Genomic DNA, 24,005 nt, shown 5'->3' on the forward strand with positions numbered 1-24,005 from the left:
GGAGCCGATTACTTGACGTGCTTGCCGATAAGGCCAGCCATCTCGAACATCGACACTTGCGCCTTGCCGAAAACGGCACGCAATTTTTCGTCGGCGTTGATCATGCGCTTGTTGACCTTGTCCTGCAGGCCCTTGGATTTGATGTAAACCCACAGCTTGCTGACGATCTCGGTACGTGGCAGAGGCTTGTCGCCAACCACTGCTGCCAGTGCCGGGCTCAAGGTCAGTGCCTTCATGAACGCTGCATTGGGCGTGCGCTTTTTGGCAGGCGCTTTTTTCGCTGCTGGCTTTTTGGCCGCAACTTTTTTGGCGGGAGCTGCCTTCTTCGCGGCTACCTTTTTCGCAGGCGCTGCTTTTTTCGCAGGAGCCTTCTTTGCAGGAGCTGCTTTCTTCGCAGCTACTTTCTTTGCCGGAGCAGCCTTTTTTGCAGGCGCTTTTTTAGCCGGTGCTTTTTTTGCAGTTGCCATGATTGATTTTCCTTCTAGAAGTTGATAAATCACCACACGGATAACTACTCTTCCTTGTGGCAATGCGGATGCTACTGGAGAAAAACGCAGTTTCCTAGTGCAAACGCACTTTATTTGCGCCTGGATGTTGCAGATTTACCTCTGAAAATCAGGAAAACGCCCATGAGAATCACGCCGCAAGCGGCCCATTCGCCCCCAGTGACGTGCTCTCCGGCGAAGAATGCACCCAGAAAAATCGCGATCAAGGGGTTCACAAAGGCATAGCTCGTGGCTACTGCAGGTGAGGCATTGGCCAGCAGATAGAGGTAGGCGCTGAAGGCGATGAGCGAGCCAAACACCACGAGATAGAGCCACGCAAGCACGGCTTCAGGCTGCGCGGGCCAGTTGGCAGCGGCTTCGCGGTGCTCACCCAATGCAAGAGAAATCGCCATCAACACCGCGCCGCCACACAACATTTCGCTGGCAAAACCCGCGGGGCCATTCGCCAGCGGCAGCCGGGTGGTGGACAGCACCGAGCCGAGTGACCACAGCAAGGTCGCCCCCGCAATGCACGCCATGCCGACGGGAGCAGCGCTAAAGCTGGCGCCTTGCACCAGCATCAGCACACCTGCCAGCCCTACCACCATGCCCAGGAACTCCAGCCTGCTGGGCCGCTGGCCCAGCAGGAGGCCCCAGGCCGACACCATCATGGGAACCACCGCGATGAAGGTGGCGATCAGTCCGGAGCCGATGTGAAGTTCAGCCGATGCTGTCAGCCCCATCCCGCCGCCCAGCATCAGGGTGCCGATGACGGCGGCGCTGGCCCACTCGCGCCTGCTGGGCAGCTTGTGCCCGCGTATCAGCACCCAAGCCATCATCAGAAGGCCGGCCGCCAGGAAACGCGTGCCCATCTGGAAGAAAGGCGGAAAACTGATCAGAGCAAAGCGGATTGCCAGGTAAGTGGAGCCCCACACCAGGTAACAGGCGAGCAGGGCAGGGATCAAAAGCGCCGGCGCTTTGCCGGTGGCGGAGGATGAAATGAATGTGGAGGTCATGCCTGCATGGTAGGTTGCCAAACGCCCTCAGACTATGCAAAACTAACGGCAAAACTGCAGCTGGCCTTTAAATTTAAAGCTTGAAAAGCGATATGACCGAAACCACCGAATGGGACCATTACGACAGCCGCATCCTCGGCGAACTGCAGCGCGATGCGCGGATCACCATGGCCGAGCTGGGTCGCCGCGTTCACCTGAGCCAGCCGGCAGTCACGGAGCGTGTGCGCAAGCTCGAACTGGGCGGCGTGATCAAAGGTTACCGGGCCGAGGTTGACCTGGCGCGGCTGGGTTACGGCATACGCGCTATCGCGCGGGTAGGGCGGGTCGAGTACGCCCGGGTGGTCAAGCTGATCGAGCAGACGCCCGAAGTGATCAATGCCTACAACGTCACCGGCGAGGACAGCTGGGTGCTGGAAATCGCGGTGATCGACGTGGCGCACCTGGACGCGGTGGTGACCAAGTTCTGCATCCTCACCGAGACCTCGACCTCCATCGTGCTGAACGCCCCCCGCGAGAATGCGGTGGTCTTGCCCGCCCGGCGCGAAGACATCAAACCCGTCATCAAGAAAGTCACCGGAAAATGAGCCAAGACAATCTCGCCTCCTTCGCCACCTGCGATCTCTGCGACCTCCACAAAGGCGACACCTCGGGTCATTTCAGGGTGCTCCCGCCTGTTTTCAGGAGCTATGGCGGCCTTCAGAAGTTCAGCGGTCCCGTCGTCACGGTGAAATGCTTTGAAGACAACACGCCGGTCAAGGCGGCGGTGGAGTCGCCCGGAGAGGCGCGCGTGCTGGTGGTGGACGGGGGCGCCTCGCTGCGCCGCGCGCTGCTGGGCGGCAATCTGGGCGCCGCCGCCGCCAAAAACGGCTGGGCAGGGGTGCTGATTGACGGTTGCGTGCGCGACGTGGCGGAGCTGGCGCAATGCCAGACCGGAATCCGCGCCCTGGCAAGCATGCCGCTGCCCACGGAAAGGCGCCAGGCGGGCCTGCGTGACATCGCTGTGCAGATACAGGGCGTCTGGGTGCGGCCGGGCGACTGGCTCTACGCCGACGAGGATGGGGTGGTGGTGATGCCGGCGCCTGCGCAAGCGTAGACGCAGGGCGCTTGTAATCCAGGCGCTCTACCGCCGGGCACAGAGGTTTGCAGCGGGGGCTGGATGGAATATTGGAAAAATCGGCCTCAACCCCAATAAAAAAGGGCGTAAGCAGCTATAAATTTAATAGCACTCACGCGCTGTCTTTGAGCAGCAGAGGCGGCCGCTCATGCCCTGCTTCTCATTGCTGCCAAAAAATACTCAGAACCCCGCAAGAGCGATCGAGTTCTTCAGCGCCTGTCCGCCACCGTAGCTGTCCTGCTCGGGTGGCACGCCACCCAGCGACACGCGGATCGCGCAGTATTTGAACTCCGGGATCTTCGCAAACGGGTCTAGCGCGGCATTGGTCAGCTTGTTGATGGCTGCCTCGTAGTAACAGAAAGGTACAAAAACTGCGCCGCGTGGCGAGCTTTCGTCGGCGCGGGCGTACAGCTCCACCTTGCCGCGGCGTGACTCGATGGTCACCACGTCGCCGGGCTTGCCGCCCATGGCGGCAAGGTCGAGCGGGTGTACCAGGGCGACAGGATCGGGCTCGATCGCATCGAGCACCGTCGCGCGCCGTGTCATGCTGCCGGTGTGCCAATGCTCCAACTGGCGCCCGGTGATCAGCACCATCGGATATTCGGTGTCCGGGCGCTCATTGGCCGGGATGATGTCGGCCGGCACGAACTTCGCGCGGCCGCCTTCGCGGGGGAAGTCATCCACAAACACGACCGACTGGCCGGGATCGCCTTCTTTCATGCAGGGGTAGGTGACCGAATGCTCGCGGTCAAGCCGGTCCCAGGTGATGCCGCCAATGCTCGGCATGGTGTGGCGCATCTCGTCGAAGACTTCGCTGACATGGTTGTAGTGCCAGCCACAACCCATGCGGTTGGCGATCTGCGTAATGATCCAGAGGTCCTGGCGTGCATCGCCGGGCGGGTTGATCGCCTTGCGGCCCATCTGCACGAGGCGGTCGGTGTTGGTAAAGCTGCCGTCTTTTTCCGGGAAGGCACTGGCCGGCAAAATCACGTCCGCCAGATAGGCGGTTTCGGTCAGGAAGATGTCCTGCACCACGAGGTGATCGAGCGCAGCCAGGGCTTCGCGCGCGTGGTTGGCGTCCGGGTCGGACATGGCCGGGTTCTCGCCTTGCACATACATCCCCTTGATGCCGCCCTTTTTGATGGCGTGCATCACTTCGACCACCGTCAGGCCGACCTGGTCGTCCAGGGAGCCGGGAGCGACGTTCCAGGCCTTCTCGAAGCTGGCGCGGACCTCGGGCTTGGAGACGTGCTGGTAATCCGGCAGCATCATGGGGATCAGGCCCGCGTCGGACGCACCCTGCACGTTGTTCTGGCCGCGCAGAGGATGCAGGCCGGTACCAGGACGGCCGATCTGGCCGGTCATCAGCGAAAGGGCGATCAGGCAACGCGCGTTGTCGGTGCCGTGCACGTGCTGCGACACACCCATGCCCCACAGGATCATCGAGCCTTTGGAAGTGGCGAACAGGCGGGCCACATAACGCAGCGTGTCGGCGTCAATGCCGCAGATCGGCGCCATCAGTTCGGGTGTGTAGCCCTCAACGTTCTTGCGCAGTTCTTCGTAGCCGATAGTGCGGCTGTCGATGAAGGCCTGGTCCACCAGGCCCTCGGTCACGATGACATTCATCATCGCGTTGAGCATGGGCACATCGGTATCGGGCTTGAACTGCAAGTGGCGGTGCGCCACGCGCGTGAGGTCGGAGCGGCGCGGATCCATCACGATCAGCTTGGTGCCGTTTTTCACGGCGTTCTTGATCCAGGTGGCGGCCACCGGGTGGTTCACCGTCGGGTTGGCGCCGATGATCACGACCACATCGGCCTTTGTGACATCCATGACGGGGTTAGAGACGGCGCCAGATCCAATGCCTTCCAGCAGGGCGACAACCGAGGACGCGTGGCACAGGCGCGTGCAATGGTCCACATTGTTGCTGCCGAAACCGGTGCGCACCAGCTTCTGGAACAGGTAGGCTTCTTCGTTGCTGCCCTTGGCCGAGCCAAAGCCGGCCAGCGATTTCTTGCCGTGCTGGTCACGGATGGCGGCGAGCTTGCCGCCGGCGAATTCCAGCGCTTCTTCCCAGCTGGCTTCGCGGAACACGTCCATCACGCGGTCCGGGTCCATCGTGAAGTCGCCGGTCTTGGGCATGCCTTCGCGGCGGATCAGCGGTTTTGTCAGTCGGTGCGGATGATGCGCGTAGTCGAAGCCGTAACGGCCTTTGACGCACAGGCGTTCATGGTTGGCGGGGCCGTCGCGGCCTTCCACAAAAAGAATCTTGTCGTCCTTGACGTTGTAGGTCAGCTGGCAACCCACACCGCAGTAGGGACACACAGACTTGACCTGCTTGTCCGGCACGGTCAAGGCAGCCTCGCGGGCCGGCATCAGGGCGCCCGTCGGGCAGGCTTGTACACATTCGCCGCAGGCCACGCAGGTGGACGCACCCATGGGATCATCCATATCGAAGACGATCTTGGCCTGGTCACCGCGGAAGGCCAGCCCGATCACGTCATTGACCTGCTCGTCACGGCAAGCGCGCAGGCAGCGTGTGCACTGGATGCAGGCGTCCAGGTTCACGGCGATGGCGGGGTGCGATACATCCTGGCGCACCTGTTGGCGTGCCTCGAAACGGGGCTTGCCGACGCCGATCTTGGCAGCCCATTGGTCTACCTCGTTGTTGCGGGTGTATTCCTTTTCGGGCATGTCTGACAGCAGCAGCTCGAGCACCAGCTTTTGCGAGGCCACGGCGCGTTCGCTGTCGGTGACGACCTTCATGCCGGCTGCAGGTGCCCGGCAGCATGAGGGAGCGAGTACGCGCTCACCGTTGATTTCAACCATGCACGATCGGCAGTTACCGACAGCTTCCATGCCTTCCTTGAAGCACAGGTGCGGGATCTCCACGCCTTCGCGCTTGGCGACCTGGAGCAGTGATTCGGTGGCGCGGCCCTGGACCTCACGGCCGTTGAGGCTGAAGCTCACAAGCGGTGCGTCGAGTTCGGCGAGTTCCTGGCGGGTAATTGCATTCATCGTGGTGCCTCTTGTCTTGTTGACGCGGTGCTCAAGCCAGCTCGTGTGGGAAGTACTTGATGACGCAGTCCATGGGATTGGGAGCCGCCTGGCCGAGGCCGCAGATCGATGCGTCGCGCATGACCAGGGACAGGTCTGCCAGCAGGGCGAGGTCCCACTTCGGCTGTTCCATAAGGTGTGCTGCTTTGGCTGTGCCCACACGGCACGGCGTGCACTGGCCGCAGGACTCATGGTGAAAGAAACGCATCATGTTGCGCGCGGCATCAGTGGCCGTGTCCTTGTCGGAGAGGATCATCACCGCAGCCGAGCCGATAAAGCAGCCATAGGGTTGCAGCGTGTCGAAGTCCAGCGGAATGGTGTTCATCGTGGCCGGCAGGATGCCGCCCGACGCGCCACCGGGCAGGTAGGCGTAAAACTTCTGGCCTTCCAGCATGCCGCCGCAGTATTCGTCGATCAGTTCCTGGATGGTGATGCCGGCCGGCGCCAGCTTGACGCCGGGCTCTTTGACCCGTCCGGACACCGAGAATGAGCGCAAGCCTTTGCGGCCGTTGCGGCCGTGCGAAGCGAACCACTCACCGCCTTTTTCCAGGATGTCGCGCACCCAATACAGCGTCTCGAAGTTGTGCTCAAGCGTCGGCCGGCCGAACAAGCCCACTTGTGCGACGTAGGGGGGGCGCAGGCGGGGCATGCCGCGTTTGCCTTCGATGGATTCGATCATGGCCGACTCTTCGCCGCAGATGTAGGCGCCGGCGCCGCGGCGCAGCTCGATCTCTGGCATGCCGACCATCAGTGGGTCCAGGCGCAGCCTGGTCAGTTCGGCTTGCAGCATGTTGCGGCAGCCGTGGTATTCATCGCGCAGGTAAACGTAAACCTTCTCGATGCCGACAGCCCAGGCGGCGATCAGCATGCCCTCGAGGAAACGGTGCGGGTCACGCTCCAGGTAGACGCGGTCCTTGAAGGTGCCGGGCTCGCCTTCGTCGATATTCACCGCCATCAGGCGTGGGCCTTTTTCGGCACGCACGATGCGCCACTTGCGGCCTGAAGGAAAGCCGGCGCCACCCAGCCCACGAAGGCCGGAGTCTTCCATGGTCTTGAGAACCGATTCGACATCGCGTTCGCCCGAAATGCAGTGCTTGAGCAAAGCGTAACCACCGGCTGACTGGTAAGTGGGCAGGTCGATAAAGCCGTCAGGAACGTGCTGCACAGTTGCTGCTGCGACGGTCGCCATTACGGTCTCGCAGCTGGCATTGGGTACCGGGTTTTGTCCCACCACGACTGCTGGCGCCTGCTCGCAGCGGCCTATGCAAGGTGCGGCAATGACCCGGACTTCGCGGCCGAGCAAGGCAGGGAGCTTGGCCAGCAGGTCCTTGGCGCCAGCCATCTCGCAAGAAAGGCCATCGCAGACCCGCACCGTGAATGCGGCTGGAGCGGCTTCACCTTCCTTGACCACGTCGAAGTGGTGATAGAAGGTTGCCACCTCATAGACCTCGGTCTGGGCCAGCCGCATCTCCTGGGCCAGCGCGGCCAGGTGCGCTGCCGACAGGTGGCCGAACTCGTCCTGGATCTTGTGCAGGTGTTCGATCAGCAAGTCTGGCCTGCGCGACTCGGAGCCCAACAGGCGTTGCACGTCGGCCAGCGCCTGCGGGTCAACGCGGCGACCCTTGGGCGCCTGGCGTTTACGCTGCTTGGAGGCGTCGATGACGGCGATGGGAATGATGGGATGGTTCATGAAGCGTAGTGGCTCGCTGTATGGCTGGCGTGGGCTGCCCGACCTAGATGACGCGCTCGGCGCGTAATTCGGCGATGTAGTCGGCGCCGTAACCCAGTTGCGTCAACACTTCGTCGGTGTGCTCGCCCAGCAGGGGGGAGCGCGTGACTTCAGTGGTGCTGTCGGACATCTTGATCGGATTGCCCACGGTCAGGTACTTGCCACGGGTGGGGTGGTCGACTTCAACAATGGTGCCCGTTTCGCGGAGCCCGGGTTCTTCCGAGATCTCTTTCATAGACAGGATGGGACCGCAGGGAATGTCGTACTTGTTCAGGATTTCCATGGCCTCGAACTTGGTCTTGGTCATGGTCCATTTCTCGATGCGCGCGAAGATGGGCTTCAAATGCAGCAGCCGGGCTGCCGGCGTCGCGAAAGCTTCGTCGTCAATCCAGCCTTCTTCGCCGATCACCTTGCACACGGCTGGCCACACGGCGCCCTGGGTGATGAAGTAGATATACGCGTTGGGATCGGTCTCCCAGCCCTTGCATTTGAGGATGGAGCCCGGCTGGCCACCGCCGGAGGCATTGCCGGCGCGCGGCACGGCCTCACCGAACTTGCCGTCTGGGTACTGCGGGTATTCATGCATGGTGCCGGTGCGCTCCAGGCGCTGCTGGTCGCGCAGTTTGACCCGGCACAGGTTCAGCACGGCATCCTGCATGGGCGCCAGCACTTTCTGGCCACGCCCCGTGGTGTTGCGTTGATAGAGGGCTGCGACGATTCCCAGGGCAAGGTGCAGGCCGGTTCCGCTGTCACCAATTTGTGCGCCCGTGACCATGGGTGGGCCATCGTCAAACCCGGAAGTAGAGGCCGAGCCGCCGGCACACTGGGCAACGTTCTCGTAAACCTTGCAATCTTCGTAGCGGCCGGGGCCAAAGCCCTTGACCGAGGCGACAATCATTCGGGGATTGAGTTTCTGGATGTGTTCCCAGGTGATGCCCATGCGGTCGAGCGCGCCAGGCGCAAAGTTTTCCACCAGCACGTCGCATTCCTTGATCAAAGTGTCCAGAACCTCTTTGCCTTTCGGCTTTTTGGTGTCCAGCGTGATCGAGCGCTTGTTGTGGTTGAGCATGGTGAAATACAGGCTGTCTACGCCGGGGATGTCGCGCAACTGTCCGCGAGTCGCGTCGCCTTCGCCGGCGCGTTCGACCTTGATGACGTCTGCGCCGAACCATGCCAGCAACTGGGTGCACGTAGGCCCGGACTGGACGTGGGTGAAGTCAAGGATGCGAACGCCGTCTAACGCTTTGCTCATGAAAGTTCCTGCTGGAGGTTGAAATGGATGCCCGTATGGCTTGCGCCATGCTGCGGGACACCTGGGTGCCCGGTTCAACCCCTATGTTAATCACTGCACCGGTGATGTGCCTTTGTCTTTTGGGTTACGGTGTTTTGCCTTGAGGGACAAGCTGCATCTCCAGTTCCGTCAGGCGTTTTTTCAGATTGCGTTCTTCGGCAAAGCGGGCGGTTTCATCGCGAATCACCGCGACGATCGCCGACACCTTGTTGTCCGGGGTATGCAACAGCGCGACGGTAAAGGCAATAGACAGCCCGTGCCCGTCCTTGTGCACTGCGGGCACACGAAGAACGTCGTTGCCATACCGCGTTTGTCCGGTCGCCATTGTCTTGTGATAGCCGTCCCAGTGGCGCTGCTGCTGGCGCTGCGGGATGATGATGTCCAGCGATTTACCCAGGGCTTCTTCTTCTGTGAAGCCAAACATCCGCTGGGCCGCAGGGTTCCACAAGACAATTGCACCGCCGGCATCGGAAGCCACAATGGCATCGCCAACAGCCTCCACAAGCTGTTTCAGGTCGGTTGTTGTTTGCATATGTCCACTCCTGTTACGAAAATAAGCTGACTGAGGCCTTAAAAAAAACGGCGCTCAATCTGAACGCCGTCTTTCTGGGCCATCAAGACCGCTACTTCAAGATTGCGCTCACACTGCTTTTGCAGTGTGCATGGCCGCGATTTGGTCTTTGCTGTAGCCGAGTTCGGCCAGAACCTCATCGGTGTGTTCGCCCAGCAGGGGCGATGCGGTTACTTCAGGCTTGGTGTCGGAGAACTTGATCGGGCTGCCAACGGTGAAGTAGCTACCGCGCACCTTGTGCGGTACTTCAACGATGGAGCCACTGGCGCGCAAGGATTTGTCATGCAACAACTCCTTCATCGACAACACGGGTGCGCAAGGAATATCAAATTTTCGGAAAACGTCCACGGCTTCGAACTTGGTCTTGTCGGCGATGAATGCTTCAATCGTGGCGAAGATATCCATGATGTGCGGCTGGCGTGCCTTGGCCGTGGTGTAGGCCGGGTCGGTTTTCCACTCGGGTTTGCCCAATGCGTCGCAGATCGGCTCCCAGGCGTGACCCTGGACCGTGAAATAGATGTACGCGTTGGGGTCGGTTTCCCAACCCTTGCATTTCAAAATCCAGCCGGGTTGTCCGCCACCGCCGGCATTGGCGCCGCGCGGCACCACGCCGTCTTTGAAAGCTTCCATTTCATGCGGGTATTGCGGGTACTCTTCCAGGTAGCCAAGGTTGTCCAGACGCAACTGGTCGCGCATTTTGACGCGGCACAGGTTGAGCACACTGTCCTGCATGGACACGGCGACTTTTTGGCCCTTGCCAGTCTTCTGGCGGCCGATATAGGCCGTCAAAATACCGATGGCCAGGTGCATGCCGGTATTGCTGTCGCCCAAGGCGGCAGACGAAATGGTGGGGCCTGAGTTCTCGCCTTTCCAGTAGCCGGTGGTGGACGCTGCACCGCCTGCGCACTGGGCCACGTTTTCGTAAACCTTCAGGTCTTCGTAATGGTGGCCGTCAGAGAAACCCTTGACGGATGCCAGAATCATTTTTGGGTTGAGCGACTGGATGTGTTCCCAGGTGAATCCCATACGGTCCAGCGCGCCGGGACCAAAATTCTCGACCATCACGTCGGATTCCTTGATGAGCCTCTCCAACACTTCCTTGCCTTCGGGCTTTTTGGTGTCCAGCGTCAGGCCGCGCTTGTTGCTGTTGAGCATGGTGAAATACAGCGCGTCAGCGCCTTCGATGTCACGCAGCTGGCTTCGGGTAACGTCGCCAGAGCCAGGACGCTCGACCTTGATTACGTCAGCGCCGAACCAGGCCAGCATCTGAGTGCAGGCGGGACCGGCCTGAACGTGGGTGAAGTCGATGATTTTGATGCCTGCGAGTGGTTTGTTGCTCATTTTGATTTCTCCTTGGGATGGCTTTGGATTACTTCTTTGCTGCAGCACTCTGCGGATTCAGGCTGGTGATTCGACCACTTTCGGTCCCTGCGGTTTCGTCGATGATGGCGTTGATCAGGGTCGGCTTGCCAGATTTAACGGCTTCGTCCAGCGCCTTCGCCAATTCGGCTGGGGTGTTGGCCAAAACGCCCACCCCGCCGAAAGCCTGCATCATCATCTCGTATCGCGCATTCTTGACGAACACGGTGGGTGCCACGTCGCCGCCCAGCGGATTCACGTCGGTCCCCTTGTAAATGCCGTTGTTGTTAAAGACGATAACGCAGACGGGGAGGTTGTAGCGGCAAATCGTCTCGACTTCCATACCGCTGAAACCGAAGGCGCTATCGCCTTCGATCGCGATTACGGGTTTACCCGTAGTGACGGCGGCAGCAACGGCAAAGCCCATGCCAATGCCCATGATGCCCCAGGTGCCGACGTCAAGGCGTTTGCGCGGCTCGTACATATCGATAATGCTGCGCGCGAAATCCAGCGTATTCGCGCCTTCGTTGACAACGATGGCATCGGGGCGTGCTTTAACCGCATTGCGGATGACGTTCAGCGCGCTATGGAAGTTCATTGTCGGCGGGTTCAGCGCCAGGGTTGCCGCCATCTTGGACAGGTTCTTGTCCTTGCGCTCAGCGATCCCCTGAGTCCATTCGGCCGGTGGTTTTGCCCACTTTGAGCCCAAACCTTCCAGCAATGCCGAGACGCACGAGCCGATGTCGCCGACCAGCGGTGCGGCGATCGGTACGTTGCTGTCCATCTCGGTCGGCGAGATGTCGATCTGGATGAACTGCCGGGTGTCGGCGTTCGGGCCGCCCCAGGTCTTGCCTTTGCCGTGCGACAGCAGCCAGTTCAGGCGCGCGCCGACCAGCATCACCACGTCGGCTTCTGCCAGTACATGGGAACGGGTGGCGGATGCCGACTGGGCGTGCGTATCGGGTAGCAGGCCTTTGGCCATCGACATGGGCAGGTAGGGAATGCCGGTTTTTTCGATCAGGGCACGGATTTCGGCGTCGCACTGTGCGTAGGCTGCGCCTTTGCCCAGCACGATCAGCGGCCGTTTGGCACCTTTGAGCAGGTCGAGCGCGCGTTTGACCGAATCGGGCGCCGGGATCTGGCGGGGAGCGGGGTCCACAACTTCGATGAGCGACTTTTTGCCGGCTGCAGCATCCATGGTCTGCCCGAACAGTTTGGCCGGCAGGTCGAGGTAGACACCGCCAGGGCGGCCGGACAGCGCCGAGCGGATGGCGCGCGCGATACCGACGCCAATGTCTTCGGCGTGGAGGACGCGAAATGCTGCTTTGCACAATGGCTTGGCAATTGCCAGCTGGTCCATTTCTTCGTAGTCGCCCTGCTGAAGATCCACAATCTCGCGCTCGCTTGAGCCGCTGATCAGGATCATCGGGAAGCAGTTGGTCGTTGCGTTCGCCAATGCTGTGAGCCCGTTGAGGAAACCGGGCGCCGACACCGTCAGGCAAATGCCGGGCTTTTGCGTCAGGAAGCCGGCAGCCGCGGCGGCATTACCGGCATGCTGCTCGTGGCGGAACGAAATCATGCGGATGCCCTCAGCCTGCGCCTTGCGCGTCAGGTCAGTGATGGGAATGCCGGGCAAGCCGAAGATCGTGTCAATGCCGTTGAGCTTGAGCGCGTCGATCAGCAGGTGAAATCCATCTGTCTGCTCTCCGGATTGGGTGTCTTTTGTCATTTGAAATGTCTCTTCGTTTGACTTGGGTAAAAATTGAGCAGGCCTGGCTGTCCATTGGCATGCACGAGGGTCATTTGCATCGTCGGGTTATCATAGGAATTGATTCAGGTTTCACCCTTGACCGAGGTCAACTTTCTCTGTATTTGGACCGCACAAACGTGTCAGTTCCGCACCCTCCCAACCCATGTTGTCCATACAAAACCATCCAGATAGAAATGTCATTCGTGTTCAGCTGGCACAGAACATAGTTCTGAAGGGAATTACGACGGAGCAAAGCGCTGAACTGGAGCCGCATCTGGTGATTGTTGATGGTCAGAAGGGTGACTCGCTCCTGCATCAGGGTGTTCATGAAATGGAGCAGTATTTCATCCTCGAAGGCATCCTGAAGCGGGTGGTAACCAATGAGCAGGCCAAGGAGATGATTCTTCGTTTTGCCGACGAACGCGACATGGAAACCAGTTATGCCGCGTGGCGCCTCGGTACGCCCACGCCTTACAGCACCGTTTGCGTGACCAAGGTCCGGGTGGCAAAGCTGCCGCTGCAGGAGTGGGTGGCATTTCTGGAGCGTCACCACGAAATCAAGCAGTCTTTCGAGTATTACGTAATGCGCTTGATGAGCGAAATCATGGCCCATACCATTACGCTGCATTTGCTGGATGCACCGGGCCGTGTCAAGCGGTTTCAGCGCAAGCATCCCGAACTGTTTGACCGTATTCCCAAGAAAGAATTAGCGTCCTACCTGAACCTGTCGGCAGAAACCCTAAGTCGACTCAAGCAGCGTGGCAAGATCTGACGGAAGACCGAAGCGGAAATAAAAAGGCCGGGTGATATACCCGGCTTTTTTATTATGGGCTCGAAGGTTCAGTCCACAGGCTGTTCCGCTGCAAATTCAGTCTTCTTGGGCGGACGAATTTTGGCCAGAACACGGGAGATCAGTGGCCACAGCAACAAAACCAGGGCAAGTGTCGTGATGCCACCCACCAGCGGGTTCGACCACATGATGGACATTTCGCCTTGCGACACGAGCATCGCCTGGCGGAACGAGTCTTCGGCCTTGTCTCCAAGGACCAGCGCGAGCACCAGCGGTGCGAGTGGATAGTCCAGTTTCTTGAAGAGGTAGCCCACCACGCCGAACAGCATCATGAACCAGATGTCCAACATGGCGTTGTGGACGGTGTAGGCGCCGATGGCACAGATGACCACAATGATGGGAGCAATGATTGAGAACGGGATGCGCAGGATGGATGCAAACAGCGGGACCGTGGTCAGCACAACGATCAGTCCTACGAGATTGCCCAGGTACATGCTGGCAATCAGTCCCCAGACGAAGTCTTTTTGCTCAACAAACAGCAGTGGCCCGGGCTGCAGGCCCCAGATCAGCAAGCCGCCCAGCAAAACGGCTGCGGTGGGCGAACCCGGAATCCCCAGTGCCAGCATGGGCAGCAGGGCGCTGGTGCCGGCGGCGTGCGCTGCGGTTTCGGGAGCAATGACACCTTCGATCTCACCGGTGCCGAACTTCGGGCCGTTCTTCGACATTTTCTTGGCAAGGCCGTAACTCATGAATGAGGCCGGTGTTGCGCCGCCAGGGGTGATACCCATCCAGATGCCGATCAGCGAGCTGCGAACCGACGTCATCCAATACTTCGGCAGCTTTTTCCATGTCTCCAGCACGACCTTGGGGTCGATCTTGGCGCTTTTGCCCGAGAACGCCAGTCCTTCTTCCATGGACAGAAGAATCTCGCCGATGCCGAACAGGCCGATTACCGCGATCAGGAAATCGAAACCGCGCATAAGGTCCGGGATACCGAAGGTCAGGCGCAGCTGGCCGGTTACGGTGTCCATGCCGACGGACGCCAATGCAAAGCCGAGCGTCATGGACGCGAGGATCTTGAACGGAGAGCCTTTGCCCATGCCCACGAAACTGCAGAAGGTCAGAAGGTAGACCGCAAAGAACTCAGGTGGACCGAACTTGAGTGCGAACTTGGCCACCAGGGGTGCCAGAAAGGTGATCATCACGACGGCAACAAAGGCACCGACGAAAGATGAAGTGAACGCAGCTGTCAGCGCGGCGCCCGCCTTGCCTTGTTGAGCCATCGGGTAGCCGTCAAAGGTGGTTGCTACCGACCAGGGCTCTCCCGGTATGTTGAACAGGATGGAGGTGATCGCACCACCAAAAAGCGCACCCCAATAGATGCAGGACAGCATGATGATTGCCGAGGTGGGCGACATCGTGAACGTGAGGGGCAGCAAAATGGCGACCCCGTTGGCGCCGCCCAGGCCGGGCAGCACGCCGATCAGCACGCCCAGAATGATGCCCACGAACATCAAGACGATGTTCATCGGCGTCAGGATGACGCTGAATCCGTGAAAAAGCGAGTTTAGTTCTTCCATTTCGATATCCGGTAAAAGTTCAGTGGGCTCGATGCGGGTATAGATGACTCAGTAGCCGAGGAAGCTCAGCAAGTCGAACTGGCCTTTGAACAAGGGAACCTTGAACCAGACCTCGAACATGAAGAAAAACAGCGCGATCACAACGAAGGAGGTGATCACGCTTTTGATCGGGGAGAATTTCCCCAGGATGATCATGAACAGCGCGATGTATACAGCGGACGCCACGTAGAGGCCAAAAAACTGGACAGCCAGCACATAAACAATGGCAGGAAGCAAAACGGCAAGTACCCGCTTGAGTTGCTCTCTGTCGACAAATACCTCGGTATTCCTGTTCTTGCCGAACAAGGCTTGGTAGAGGGTGCCGAGGCCTGAAATACACAGGATGATGCCGATATAAAACGGGAAGTAGCCTGAACCGGGGCCATCGGTGGTCCAGCCGGACCCCAGGGCCCAACTGCCCTGGATGACCACGGCACCCAGGATGACAATACAGGTGGCTACGATCGCTTCAACAACATAGGTCGCGACGCCCGAGCGGGCTTGCGCGCCGGATTCTTGGTTTGGCTCCATGAGCAACTCCGTTGGATTGAGTGCCCTGTACCAGGGCGAACTTGATTGATTGTGGGGCTGACACTTGGCCAGCCCGCAGGAGAAAACCCGTCGAACGGGTTTTCTTTATCGTTACTTCGCGATGAAGCCGGCTTCCTTCATCAACTCACGATGGCGCTGCTCTGCGCCGCCCAGCCATTTTCCGAACTCGTCGCCGGACATCGACGTCTGGTTGAACGCACCTTTTTCCATGTAGTCTTTCCACTCGGGGGTCTCGCGGACTTTCTTGAGCAGGTTGACATAGAACTCGAGCTGGTCTTTCGATACGCCAGGCGCCATGAATATGCCGCGCAGCATGGTGTAGTCGGTGGGCACGCCAGCTTCCTTGCACGTCGGGATGTCGGCCCATGACAGGGTGTCGGTGACTTTGGTCTTGTAGGGCATGCGTTTGTCGTCGAAGACGCACAGAGCCCGAAGCTGGTTGGCGCGCCACTGGGCGACGGCCTCGATCGGGTTGTTGACGGAAGAGTCGACGTGCTTACCGACGAGCTGGACCGCGACTTCACCGCCTCCCTTGAATGGGACATAGATGAATTTTGTGCCTGTGGCCTGCTCAATGCCGACAGTGATGATCTGGTCTTCCTGTTTGGAACCCGTGCCGCCCATCTTGATTTTGCTGGGGCCTGCGGCTTTTACGGCTGCCAGGTAGTCCTTGGCGGTCTTGGCGGGGTTTTCTGCGTTGACCCATAGCACGAACTGGTCGAGCGCCATCATGGACACGGGCGTCATGTCGCGCCAGTTGAAGGGAACACCTGTCGCCAGAGGTGTGGTGAAGAGGTTGGACAGCGTGATAATGATCTTGTGTGGGTCACCTTTGGCGCCCTTGACTTCGAGGAAGCCCTCCGCGCCAGCACCGCCGGATTTGTTGACGACGATCAGCGGTTCTTTCATCAGCTTGTGCTTGATGATGATGCCTTGCATCAGTCGGGCCATCTGATCGGCCCCGCCGCCGGTACCCGCAGGGACCACGAACTCCACTGGCTTGGTGGGCTCCCAGGCTGCATGGGCGGGGAAGGCCGTCAGCGCCGCTGCCGCGATGGCGCATGTCCCCGCTGCAGTCAATTTATTCCTGATGCTCGCAAATCTGGTTTTCATCACGTTGTCTCCTGTATTGGGTAACTCTGTTTGGGCTTGGAACTTCTTTACTGATTCCCTGGCCGGAGCATATTGCACGCGTATGGTCTTACCAAGTGGACGAAAAACTCTTGACAGGGGTCAAGTTTGTGGGATTTTCGATGCCCTCTAGGGTTTGTCCCGAGCTGTTTTGCTCCATGGCGGGCGCTTGATAGCGTATCTCCCTAGGAGGAAAGTGTCACATCGCCGATACCATGAATTTCAAAAGGGCTGGCGCTTCGTTCCGTGGCGATGACTGGGACACAAAAATGTTTTGAAAGGTAATAGCCATGAAAAACTCATTGTTGCTGATGGCTTTGTTTTTTTTTGGTTTGACCGCGCAGGCGCAGCAGTGCGAGGGCGGTCTTTACCTTAATCCGCAAGTGATCCGGGGCGAGGGAGCCTCGCAAACCGAAAGTGCCCTGAAAGAACTCGTTGACTTTATCCGCCCCACGGGGCTGTCGGTCACGCCGGTGCTCAACATCCGGGAGACGCAGGATGTTTTGACAGCCGTCAAGAAACCGGCGCCACCATGCTGGGTCTATGGCAACCCCGTGGTCGGTCTTGCCTCGGGCTATAAGCCGGTGGCTGTCAACATGGACCCGATCCAGTCGGCTGTACTGATTCTGGCTGACATCGGAACGGTCAAGGACGGCAAACCGGTCGAGTTGAAGACGCTCCCTCCCGCTGATCAAGCCAAAGTGCTCGCCAAGCTCAAGACGACCAGTTGCTTTGGCATGAAAAGCGGTGTGACCACATCGCTCGTAAAAGCCGAGAATTTTTGCGGCACGGTGGTCGAAATATTGCCTCAACAAGGGCTGGGGCAAAGCTACTTGCCGACCAAAGCGGCATTTCATTGGCAAGCGGACCGGTGGGCCGGTCTGATTACCCGGCTACAGAGCGCACAGGCTGCCACCATGAAAAGCCACCACGGTACCGATGAGCGCATCCATATGGCGCAACTGGTCATTGTGCCGACCGCCAACGCGAGTTGGGGCTACGGGCTGTATGTTCACCCTGGCGCTCCAGCAGATGTGACTAAAAAAGCGGCTACTCTGTTCGACTCCCTCAAGAACGCAAACCCACTCCTGTTAAAGGCGTTGGACCTTGGGGCCAAGTTCGATTTCGACACTCCTTCGGACGCGGTGGTTGAGGCCATGAAGAAATCGTTGGCCTTTGGACCTTGAGTCGGATCGTTTTTTAGGCTTGCCGCAGCTCGCGGCACCAGGAAAAGCCGTTGTGCGCCGCAGCAATTAGATGAGGCCTGATTGGCTGTCACAGTCCTGTCGGTGCCAAACCCAAAGCCCGGCCGTTACCGGGCAATCAGGCCGCGAGCTGAAGGCGCACCTGTCCGCGCTCTTCGTCCATGGTTTTTGCGAGCAGCTTGACCAGGGCATATACCGTGTCGATGTGCGGCGTTGGTGTTTGCGTAAGACGTCCCAGTTCGACTACTGAACCCACCAGGGCATCGATTTCCGGGGCTCGGCCGGCTTCGATGTCCTGCAGCATGGATGTTTTGTGCTTGCCTACTTTCTCAGCGCCGGCGATACGCTTGTCCAGCGTGACGCGAAACTCGATGCCCAGCTTGTGCGCGACTTCCTGCGCCTCGCGCATCATGTTGGCGGCCAGGTCGCGCGTCAGCGGATACTGGCAGATGTCCACCAGTGTGGAATGGGCCAGGCTGCTGATGGGGTTGAAAGTGAGATTGCCCCAAAGCTTGAGCCAGATCTCCGATCGGATGTTGTCCAGAACGGGCGCCTTGAACCCCGCGTTGCCAAAACATTCTGAAATTCGCGTGACACGTTCGCTGATTGAGCCGTCAAGCTCGCCGACCGGAAAGCGGTCGCCTTCGATATGTTTCACGACACCTGGCGCCACAAGTTCAGAGGCCGGGTAGACGACACAGCCGATGACGCGCTGCGGAGGGATCATTTTTGACAGCGTACCGCTGGGGTCCACGCTATGGACTTGGCCTCCTTCAAACGGGCCACCATGATTATGGAAGTACCAGTAGGGGATGCCGTTTTGCATGGTGACGACTGTGGTGTCACGCCCAAACAGCTTGGGAAGATCGTTGGCTACAGCCTCTACCTGATGTGCCTTCATGGCCAGGATCACCAGATCCTGCGGGCCGGCTTCTGTGTAATTGTTGGTCGCCTTGACATTTTCCGCAACGTGTTCGGTGCCATCGTGCATGATCAGCTTCATGCCCTTTTTACGAATAGCATCCAGGTTGGCGCCCCGTACGATGAAGGTCACGTCCTCACCGGCCAAAGCCAATTTCACACCCACATAACCGCCGATGGCCCCGGCCCCAATGATCGCAATCTTCACACCCGTACTCCTGGTAAAAAACGTTATTCGAATCGGTTGCTGAGCCTGCCGATACCGGCAATCTCCACTTCGATCGTGCTTCCCGGTTTCATGGATCCCACGCCGATTGACGTACCGCACAGGATGATATCGCCTGCATAGAGTGTCATGTCCTGGGATATCAAGCTCACCAGCTGCTTCACTGAAAAGCGCATGTCGCTGATGGGATAGTCCTGGCGGATCTCGCCGTTGAGGATGGTTTTAACTACCAGTTTGTCTGGATCAAGACCTGTGGCCACGACGGGACCGAAGGGGCAGAAGGTATCCAGCCCCTTGGCGCGTACCCACTGGGCAAACGAGGCATCACGGTTCAGTATGTCGGCGACCGTTACGTCGTTGGCGCAGGTGTAGCCGAACACATGATCCATCGCATCGTGCTCGGGAACCTGCTTGCATGTTTTGCCGATCACGATGCCCAGTTCGCCTTCAAAAACTACTTTGCCATTGCATGGGGGCTTGAGGATGGTTCCGTTTGGATCCAGGTAGGAGTTCGGCGCCTTGATCAGGTAGAGCGGCTCGGCTGGCACAGCCAGGTTGAGTTTTTGACCCAGGGCGTGGAAGTTGTTCCACATCGCGATGACTTTGCTTGGCCGTACCGGCATCAAGAGCTCGACGCTGGTCAGCGGCAGCACCCGGTCCGTGGGTGTCGCACCGGAGAATATGTCGCCCTGGCAAACCCGGATGTTCTCTCCCTCGAGAGTTCCGAAGCCGGTTGAATTGCCTTCCCTGAAACGTAGCCAACGGTTAGACATTCCGGCCCTTCACGTGTACAGCGCACTCGGCGTGAACCGGGGTGCTGGCGTGGTGTTTTTTGGCCGGCTATTGGCTGGCGTGAGTGAATGGCTGGACCAGCCGGCATAAGGAGCCGGGTTTGCCCGGCTGGCGACCATGCTGGCATGGCAGCGGGCCTTGGCCGCTTCGATGGCCTCAACCAGGAAATCTGCTTCGTAGGCTCGCAGCAGATGCGCCTGCTCGGTCTCCAGATAGGTACGCACGGCATCGCGGCCTTGGGCCTGCAATCGGGCATAAGTGGGTGCATCCCAGTGCCAGGTCAAGCCGAGCTCTTCGAATGCGGCGTTGTAGGCGTGGCGGGTCTGATCGGTCCGGTCGGCGGCAGTGTTGTCAAGCGAGGCGTTGAGCATGGAGGTCTCCTTTGATGGGTGGATGCTCTGGGGGCACTTTTCGATGCGTGATGCACCGGGCTTGAGACAACTGTAGAAAGAATGAATGATTAATGATAGTTAAAGTATTTCATATAAATGATTATCTATGAGTTATATATAAATAATGCCCGGCGCGAAGGGTACGGTTCACGCAGGTGGGTAAGAGTGCAGTGACTTTCCGGCGCGCCTGCGTGCGCACGCCAATCCCGAACAAGTGGGGGTGAGAAATGGAGGCTGGAGTTTTTTCGGCAGTTCCATCACGGAATGCGATCCGGCCGCATGGGATTTTTTCTTCGGCTGGACCAATAACAGGCCCAATGCCGGCTGCATGAGCGGTGCGGTGCGACTTTGGGGACTGTTAACTCCCGGTGCAAACGGACGCAACGCAAAGACGCCGGATCCACGCTTGTGCGCGCGTTCCGGCAACGATCACCCGGCCTGCTGGCCAATCTCGAAGTTGGCCAGTTTCTCCAATGCGCGCACCATTGCGGAGTGGTCCCAGGTTTTGCCGCCGTGTGCGACGCAGGAGTTGAACAGCTCCTGCGCGGTGGCCGTGTTGGGCAGCGAGATGCCGAGCAGGCGCGCAGTCGAGAGCGCCAGGTTCAAGTCCTTCTGGTGAAGCTCGATGCGAAAACCCGGGTCAAACGTGCGCTTGACCATGCGTTCACCATGCACCTCCAGAATCTTCGATGACGCGAAGCCGCCCATCAAGGCCTGGCGTACACGCGCCGGGTCAGCGCCGGCGCGGGCGGCAAACAGCAGCGCCTCGGCCACCGCTTCGATGTTGAGCGCCACGATGATCTGGTTTGCCACCTTGGCGGTCTGGCCGTCACCGTTACCGCCAACCAGCGTGATGTTCTTGCCCATCAATTCAAACAGCGGCTTGATGCGTTCAAACACGGCTTGTGGGCCGCCGACCATGATGGACAGCGTCGCATTTTTGGCACCGACTTCGCCGCCGGAAACCGGTGCGTCAAGGTAGTCGCAGCCCAGTGTGTTGATTTTCTGCGCAAAGGTTTTGGTGGCTATGGGCGAGATGGAGCTCATGTCGACGACAACCTTGCGTTCACCTGCGTCTGCGGCCGAACCCTTCAGACCGGCTGCGATACCGCCTTCGCTGAACAGCGCAGCCTCCACGTCAGGGGTATCGGGCACCATGATGAAGATGATGTCCGCGCGCTCAGCTACGCCACGGGAATTCACGCATTGCGTGGCGCTGCCACTGGCAATTGCATCGGGCATCTTGCCGAGGGTATGGACAAACAGCTGATGCCCAGCCTTGATCAGATGGCCGGCCATGGGAGCGCCCATGATGCCGAGGCCGACGAAGCCGATTTTCAGGGCGTTGGAGGTCATGTAAACGTAGTCCTTGTGAGATGGTGCGGGTCAGCTTGTCAGGCGCTGGCGCCAGCCCAGTCCTGCGTCCGTCGTGCTGGCAGGTTTGTATTCGCAGCCTATCCAGCCGCCATAGCCAAGGCGGTCCAGGTGCGTGAACAAAAATGCGTAGTTGATCTCGCCGGTGCCCGGCTCGTTGCGGCCGGGGTTGTCGGCCAGCTGGATGTGGGCGATGCGTGCCAGATGTTTTTGTATCGTCGCCGCCACTTCGCCTTCCATGCGCTGCGCGTGGTAGATGTCGTACTGCACGAAGGCGTTGTTGGCACCGACCTCGTCCAGAATGTCCAGTGCCTGAGCCGTGCGGTTCAGGTAGAAGCCCGGAATGTCAAAGGTGTTGATCGGTTCGATCAGTAATTTGAGGCCGGCCTTTTTCAGTTCGATGGATGCATAGCGCAGGTTATTGACAAAAGTCGTGCGCAGAACGGCATCACTGGCACCCACTGGTGTTTTGCCGGCCAGGCAGTTGAGTTGACCTACACCGAGCACCTGGGCATACGTGATGGCTTGGGTCACACCGGCACGGAATTCCTCCACACGATCAGGGTGACAGGCAATGCCGCGTTCGCCGGCCTCCCAGTCGCCGGCGGGCAGATTGTGCAGCACCAGCTGCAGACCGTTGCTGTTGAGCCTGGCCTTGATATCGGCGGCACTGAAGGCGTAGGGGAAAAGAAACTCTACCGCCTTGAAGCCGGCCTTCGCAGCCGGTTCAAAGCGGTCGAGGAACGCATGCTCGGTATAGAGCATGCTGAGATTGGCGGAAAATTTAGGCATGATTTCTTTGCTGGTGGGGCGTTGGCCGTTGCTAGGGGCTTACTCAAGCAAGCCGGCCAGTTCCAGGCCTTCACGGCCCTTGGGGTGGCGGCAGTCGATGTCTTCGAACTCGTTGACCTTGTCGATCTCCGTGCCCATGGCGATATTGGTGACCTTTTCGAGGATGACTTCCACAACCACCGGCACCCGGTATTTGCGTGCCATCACCTGCGCCTCGACCATGGCGTCATTGATCTTTTCAGGATCGGTCACGCGCAATGACTTGCAGCCCAGGCCTTGCACCACAGCCTGGTGATCCACGCCGTAACTGCGCAGATCACCTTCGCCTGCCGGTACGTTCTGGTTTTCGAAAGCAAGCTGTACGCAGTAGTCCATCTCAAAACCTCGCTGGGCCTGGCGGATCAGGCCCAGATAGCTGTTGTTGACCAGCACCTGCACATAAGGCAGGTTGAACTGCGCACCCACGGCCAGCTCTTCCATCAGGAACTGAAAGTCGTAGTCGCCGGACAGCCCGACAACGGTACGTGTCGGGTCGGCGGCCACTACACCGAGGGCCGCGGGGATGGTCCAACCCAGCGGCCCCGCCTGGCCGCAGTTGATCCACTGGCGTGGCCCGTACACATTGAGAAACTGCGCGCCGGCAATCTGGCTCAGGCCAATGGTTGTCACGTAAATGGTGTCGCGCGGGAACACCTTGTTCATTTCTTCATACACGCGCATCGGTTTGATGGGGGTCTCGGTAAAGTGGGACTTGCGGTGCATGAGCTTTTTCCGCTCAGCACAGCGGGTGGCCCAGTTGCCATAGTCGGGCAGGCTCTTCGCCATCTTGCGTTCGCGGGCGACCTGCACCAGCAGTTCCAGTGCGGCTTTGGCGTCGCTGACAATGCCAAAGTCCGGATTGAACACCCGGCCAATCTGCGTCGGCTCGATATCGACGTGCACAAAGGTGCGGCCTTTGCAATACACCTCGGGCGAACCGGTGTGGCGGTTGGCCCAGCGGTTGCCGATGCCGATGACGAAGTCGCTGGCCAGCATGGTGGCGTTGCCGTAGCGGTGGCTGGTTTGCAGTCCGCACATGCCGGCCATCAGGGGGTGATCGTCGGGAATGGTGCCCCAGCCCATCAGCGTGGGGATCACCGGCACACCGGTGAGTTCGGCAAACTCGACCAACAAATCGGAGGCGTCGGCATTGATGATGCCGCCGCCGGCGACGATCAAAGGCTTGCTGGAAGCAGCAAGCATGTCGAGTGCTTTTTCGATCTGTTTGCGGCTTGCAGCCGGCTTGTAGACCGGTAGCGGCTCATAGGTGTCAATGTCGAATTCAATTTCGGCCATCTGCACATCAAAAGGCAGGTCGATCAGCACCGGGCCGGGTCGTCCCGAGCGCATCAGGTGAAAGGCCTGCTGGAAGGAACGCGGCACCAAGGCCGGCTCACGCACAGTCACGCTCCATTTAGTGACCGGCTTGGAGATGGATTCAATGTCTACTGCCTGGAAATCCTCCTTGTACAGGCGCGCACGGGGCGCCTGCCCGGTGATGCACAAAATGGGGATGCTGTCGGCAATTGCCGAGTACAGCCCGGTGATCATGTCGGTACCGGCTGGGCCGCTGGTGCCTATGCACACCCCGATGTTTCCGGCCTTGGCGCGTGTGTAGCCTTCGGCCATGTGCGATGCGGCCTCGACGTGCCGCGCCAGGATATGCGTGATTGACTGGCGCTCACGCAGTGCGGAGTAAAACGGGTTGATGGCTGCGCCGGGCACACCAAAAGCTTGCGTGATGCCTTCTTTTTCCATCACCAGAACGGCGGCCATGGCGGCCTTCATTTTTGCCATTGA

Annotated in this window: 21 protein-coding genes; 4 read left to right on the forward strand and 17 right to left on the reverse strand. The window is 59.4% G+C overall.

The window, feature by feature from the left end; all coding sequences use genetic code 11:
* Positions 1-8 precede the first annotated feature (8 nt).
* Complete coding sequence (locus AC1DWQ_RS08090) at positions 9-467, reverse strand: SWIB/MDM2 domain-containing protein (RefSeq protein ID WP_122956824.1); 459 nt, start codon at positions 465-467, stop codon at positions 9-11.
* A 110-nt stretch (positions 468-577) separates the two neighbouring features.
* Positions 578-1,501 carry a drug/metabolite exporter YedA gene (gene yedA, locus AC1DWQ_RS08095; protein WP_477669183.1) on the reverse strand — a complete coding sequence of 308 codons (924 nt, stop codon included), beginning with the start codon at positions 1,499-1,501 and terminating at the stop codon, positions 578-580.
* 92 nt (positions 1,502-1,593) lie between these two features.
* On the opposite strand from yedA, the gene AC1DWQ_RS08100 reads away from it, so the two are divergent.
* Both AC1DWQ_RS08100 and rraA read left to right on the forward strand, forming a co-directional pair.
* On the forward strand, positions 1,594-2,085 hold the full coding sequence (locus AC1DWQ_RS08100) for an Lrp/AsnC family transcriptional regulator (protein ID WP_007873193.1): 492 nt from the start codon (positions 1,594-1,596) through the stop codon (positions 2,083-2,085).
* Complete coding sequence (gene rraA, locus AC1DWQ_RS08105; protein WP_477669184.1) at positions 2,082-2,594, forward strand: ribonuclease E activity regulator RraA; 513 nt, start codon at positions 2,082-2,084, stop codon at positions 2,592-2,594. Before AC1DWQ_RS08100 ends, rraA begins: the two co-directional genes overlap by 4 nt.
* A gap of 201 nt (positions 2,595-2,795) precedes the next feature.
* On the opposite strand, the gene fdhF is transcribed toward rraA, so the two are convergent.
* The 6 genes from fdhF to oxc all read right to left on the reverse strand — a co-directional run bounded on the left by fdhF (position 2,796) and on the right by oxc (position 12,351).
* The gene (fdhF, locus tag AC1DWQ_RS08110; protein ID WP_477669185.1) at positions 2,796-5,633 is read right to left on the reverse strand and encodes a formate dehydrogenase subunit alpha; all 2,838 of its coding nucleotides are present in this window, start codon (positions 5,631-5,633) and stop codon (positions 2,796-2,798) included.
* Positions 5,634-5,664: 31 nt separating this feature from the next.
* Complete coding sequence (locus AC1DWQ_RS08115; RefSeq protein ID WP_477669186.1) at positions 5,665-7,362, reverse strand: NAD(P)H-dependent oxidoreductase subunit E; 1,698 nt, start codon at positions 7,360-7,362, stop codon at positions 5,665-5,667.
* A 43-nt stretch (positions 7,363-7,405) separates the two neighbouring features.
* Positions 7,406-8,653 carry a formyl-CoA transferase gene (gene frc / locus AC1DWQ_RS08120; protein ID WP_477669187.1) on the reverse strand — a complete coding sequence of 416 codons (1,248 nt, stop codon included), beginning with the start codon at positions 8,651-8,653 and terminating at the stop codon, positions 7,406-7,408.
* A 124-nt stretch (positions 8,654-8,777) separates the two neighbouring features.
* The gene (locus AC1DWQ_RS08125; RefSeq protein WP_457280478.1) at positions 8,778-9,224 is read right to left on the reverse strand and encodes a PAS domain-containing protein; all 447 of its coding nucleotides are present in this window, start codon (positions 9,222-9,224) and stop codon (positions 8,778-8,780) included.
* A gap of 108 nt (positions 9,225-9,332) precedes the next feature.
* Entirely contained in the window at positions 9,333-10,604 is a 1,272-nt protein-coding gene (gene frc / locus AC1DWQ_RS08130; RefSeq protein ID WP_457280479.1) for a formyl-CoA transferase, read from the reverse strand.
* Between the two features lie 28 nt (positions 10,605-10,632).
* Positions 10,633-12,351 (reverse strand): oxalyl-CoA decarboxylase, encoded by a 1,719-nt coding sequence (oxc, locus tag AC1DWQ_RS08135; protein ID WP_477669188.1) that lies wholly within the window; start codon positions 12,349-12,351, stop codon positions 10,633-10,635.
* Positions 12,352-12,535: 184 nt separating this feature from the next.
* Here oxc and AC1DWQ_RS08140 point away from each other — a divergent pair, with 184 nt between their 5' ends.
* Positions 12,536-13,144 carry a Crp/Fnr family transcriptional regulator gene (locus AC1DWQ_RS08140; RefSeq protein WP_477646571.1) on the forward strand — a complete coding sequence of 203 codons (609 nt, stop codon included), beginning with the start codon at positions 12,536-12,538 and terminating at the stop codon, positions 13,142-13,144.
* Positions 13,145-13,212: 68 nt separating this feature from the next.
* Here AC1DWQ_RS08140 and AC1DWQ_RS08145 read toward each other — a convergent pair whose 3' ends face one another.
* The 3 genes from AC1DWQ_RS08145 to AC1DWQ_RS08155 all read right to left on the reverse strand — a co-directional run bounded on the left by AC1DWQ_RS08145 (position 13,213) and on the right by AC1DWQ_RS08155 (position 16,446).
* Positions 13,213-14,742, reverse strand: coding sequence for a tripartite tricarboxylate transporter permease (locus AC1DWQ_RS08145; RefSeq protein WP_477669189.1), 1,530 nt, complete (start codon positions 14,740-14,742; stop codon positions 13,213-13,215).
* Positions 14,743-14,790: 48 nt separating this feature from the next.
* Entirely contained in the window at positions 14,791-15,312 is a 522-nt protein-coding gene (locus tag AC1DWQ_RS08150) for a tripartite tricarboxylate transporter TctB family protein (protein WP_477669190.1), read from the reverse strand.
* A 111-nt stretch (positions 15,313-15,423) separates the two neighbouring features.
* Positions 15,424-16,446, reverse strand: a complete 1,023-nt coding sequence (locus AC1DWQ_RS08155) for a Bug family tripartite tricarboxylate transporter substrate binding protein (protein WP_477669191.1) — start codon at positions 16,444-16,446, stop codon at positions 15,424-15,426.
* Positions 16,447-16,754: 308 nt separating this feature from the next.
* Between AC1DWQ_RS08155 and AC1DWQ_RS08160 the strand changes: the two genes are divergently transcribed.
* Positions 16,755-17,651, forward strand: a complete 897-nt coding sequence (locus tag AC1DWQ_RS08160) for a hypothetical protein (RefSeq protein WP_477669192.1) — start codon at positions 16,755-16,757, stop codon at positions 17,649-17,651.
* A gap of 136 nt (positions 17,652-17,787) precedes the next feature.
* On the opposite strand, the gene AC1DWQ_RS08165 is transcribed toward AC1DWQ_RS08160, so the two are convergent.
* From AC1DWQ_RS08165 to gcl, 6 genes are all read right to left on the reverse strand, one after another.
* Complete coding sequence (locus tag AC1DWQ_RS08165) at positions 17,788-18,798, reverse strand: 2-dehydropantoate 2-reductase (RefSeq protein ID WP_477669193.1); 1,011 nt, start codon at positions 18,796-18,798, stop codon at positions 17,788-17,790.
* A gap of 23 nt (positions 18,799-18,821) precedes the next feature.
* Entirely contained in the window at positions 18,822-19,589 is a 768-nt protein-coding gene (locus AC1DWQ_RS08170; RefSeq protein ID WP_477669194.1) for a fumarylacetoacetate hydrolase family protein, read from the reverse strand.
* A gap of 9 nt (positions 19,590-19,598) precedes the next feature.
* Positions 19,599-19,979 carry an HAD family hydrolase gene (locus tag AC1DWQ_RS08175; protein ID WP_477669195.1) on the reverse strand — a complete coding sequence of 127 codons (381 nt, stop codon included), beginning with the start codon at positions 19,977-19,979 and terminating at the stop codon, positions 19,599-19,601.
* 450 nt (positions 19,980-20,429) lie between these two features.
* The gene (gene glxR / locus AC1DWQ_RS08180) at positions 20,430-21,356 is read right to left on the reverse strand and encodes a 2-hydroxy-3-oxopropionate reductase (protein ID WP_477669196.1); all 927 of its coding nucleotides are present in this window, start codon (positions 21,354-21,356) and stop codon (positions 20,430-20,432) included.
* A gap of 30 nt (positions 21,357-21,386) precedes the next feature.
* The gene (hyi, locus tag AC1DWQ_RS08185; RefSeq protein ID WP_477669197.1) at positions 21,387-22,166 is read right to left on the reverse strand and encodes a hydroxypyruvate isomerase; all 780 of its coding nucleotides are present in this window, start codon (positions 22,164-22,166) and stop codon (positions 21,387-21,389) included.
* Positions 22,167-22,205: 39 nt separating this feature from the next.
* The gene (gene gcl, locus AC1DWQ_RS08190; RefSeq protein ID WP_477669198.1) at positions 22,206-24,002 is read right to left on the reverse strand and encodes a glyoxylate carboligase; all 1,797 of its coding nucleotides are present in this window, start codon (positions 24,000-24,002) and stop codon (positions 22,206-22,208) included.
* Between the last annotated feature and the right edge of the window lie 3 nt (positions 24,003-24,005).

The organism is Polaromonas sp. P2_G11 (genome assembly GCF_056403595.1).

Coding starts and splice junctions, on each gene's coding strand:
- frc (WP_477669187.1), bottom strand. CDS start 8,653: ATGAGCAAAGCGTTAGACGGCGTTCGCATCCTTGACTTCACCCACGTC.
- AC1DWQ_RS08140 (WP_477646571.1), top strand. CDS start 12,536: ATGTTGTCCATACAAAACCATCCAGATAGAAATGTCATTCGTGTTCAG.
- yedA (WP_477669183.1), bottom strand. CDS start 1,501: ATGACCTCCACATTCATTTCATCCTCCGCCACCGGCAAAGCGCCGGCG.
- AC1DWQ_RS08125 (WP_457280478.1), bottom strand. CDS start 9,224: ATGCAAACAACAACCGACCTGAAACAGCTTGTGGAGGCTGTTGGCGAT.
- AC1DWQ_RS08160 (WP_477669192.1), top strand. CDS start 16,755: ATGAAAAACTCATTGTTGCTGATGGCTTTGTTTTTTTTTGGTTTGACC.
- AC1DWQ_RS08170 (WP_477669194.1), bottom strand. CDS start 19,589: ATGTCTAACCGTTGGCTACGTTTCAGGGAAGGCAATTCAACCGGCTTC.
- AC1DWQ_RS08175 (WP_477669195.1), bottom strand. CDS start 19,979: ATGCTCAACGCCTCGCTTGACAACACTGCCGCCGACCGGACCGATCAG.
- AC1DWQ_RS08100 (WP_007873193.1), top strand. CDS start 1,594: ATGACCGAAACCACCGAATGGGACCATTACGACAGCCGCATCCTCGGC.
- glxR (WP_477669196.1), bottom strand. CDS start 21,356: ATGACCTCCAACGCCCTGAAAATCGGCTTCGTCGGCCTCGGCATCATG.
- oxc (WP_477669188.1), bottom strand. CDS start 12,351: ATGACAAAAGACACCCAATCCGGAGAGCAGACAGATGGATTTCACCTG.
- AC1DWQ_RS08155 (WP_477669191.1), bottom strand. CDS start 16,446: ATGAAAACCAGATTTGCGAGCATCAGGAATAAATTGACTGCAGCGGGG.
- rraA (WP_477669184.1), top strand. CDS start 2,082: ATGAGCCAAGACAATCTCGCCTCCTTCGCCACCTGCGATCTCTGCGAC.
- frc (WP_457280479.1), bottom strand. CDS start 10,604: ATGAGCAACAAACCACTCGCAGGCATCAAAATCATCGACTTCACCCAC.
- fdhF (WP_477669185.1), bottom strand. CDS start 5,633: ATGAATGCAATTACCCGCCAGGAACTCGCCGAACTCGACGCACCGCTT.
- AC1DWQ_RS08150 (WP_477669190.1), bottom strand. CDS start 15,312: ATGGAGCCAAACCAAGAATCCGGCGCGCAAGCCCGCTCGGGCGTCGCG.
- AC1DWQ_RS08115 (WP_477669186.1), bottom strand. CDS start 7,362: ATGAACCATCCCATCATTCCCATCGCCGTCATCGACGCCTCCAAGCAG.
- AC1DWQ_RS08145 (WP_477669189.1), bottom strand. CDS start 14,742: ATGGAAGAACTAAACTCGCTTTTTCACGGATTCAGCGTCATCCTGACG.
- hyi (WP_477669197.1), bottom strand. CDS start 22,166: ATGCCTAAATTTTCCGCCAATCTCAGCATGCTCTATACCGAGCATGCG.
- gcl (WP_477669198.1), bottom strand. CDS start 24,002: ATGGCAAAAATGAAGGCCGCCATGGCCGCCGTTCTGGTGATGGAAAAA.
- AC1DWQ_RS08090 (WP_122956824.1), bottom strand. CDS start 467: ATGGCAACTGCAAAAAAAGCACCGGCTAAAAAAGCGCCTGCAAAAAAG.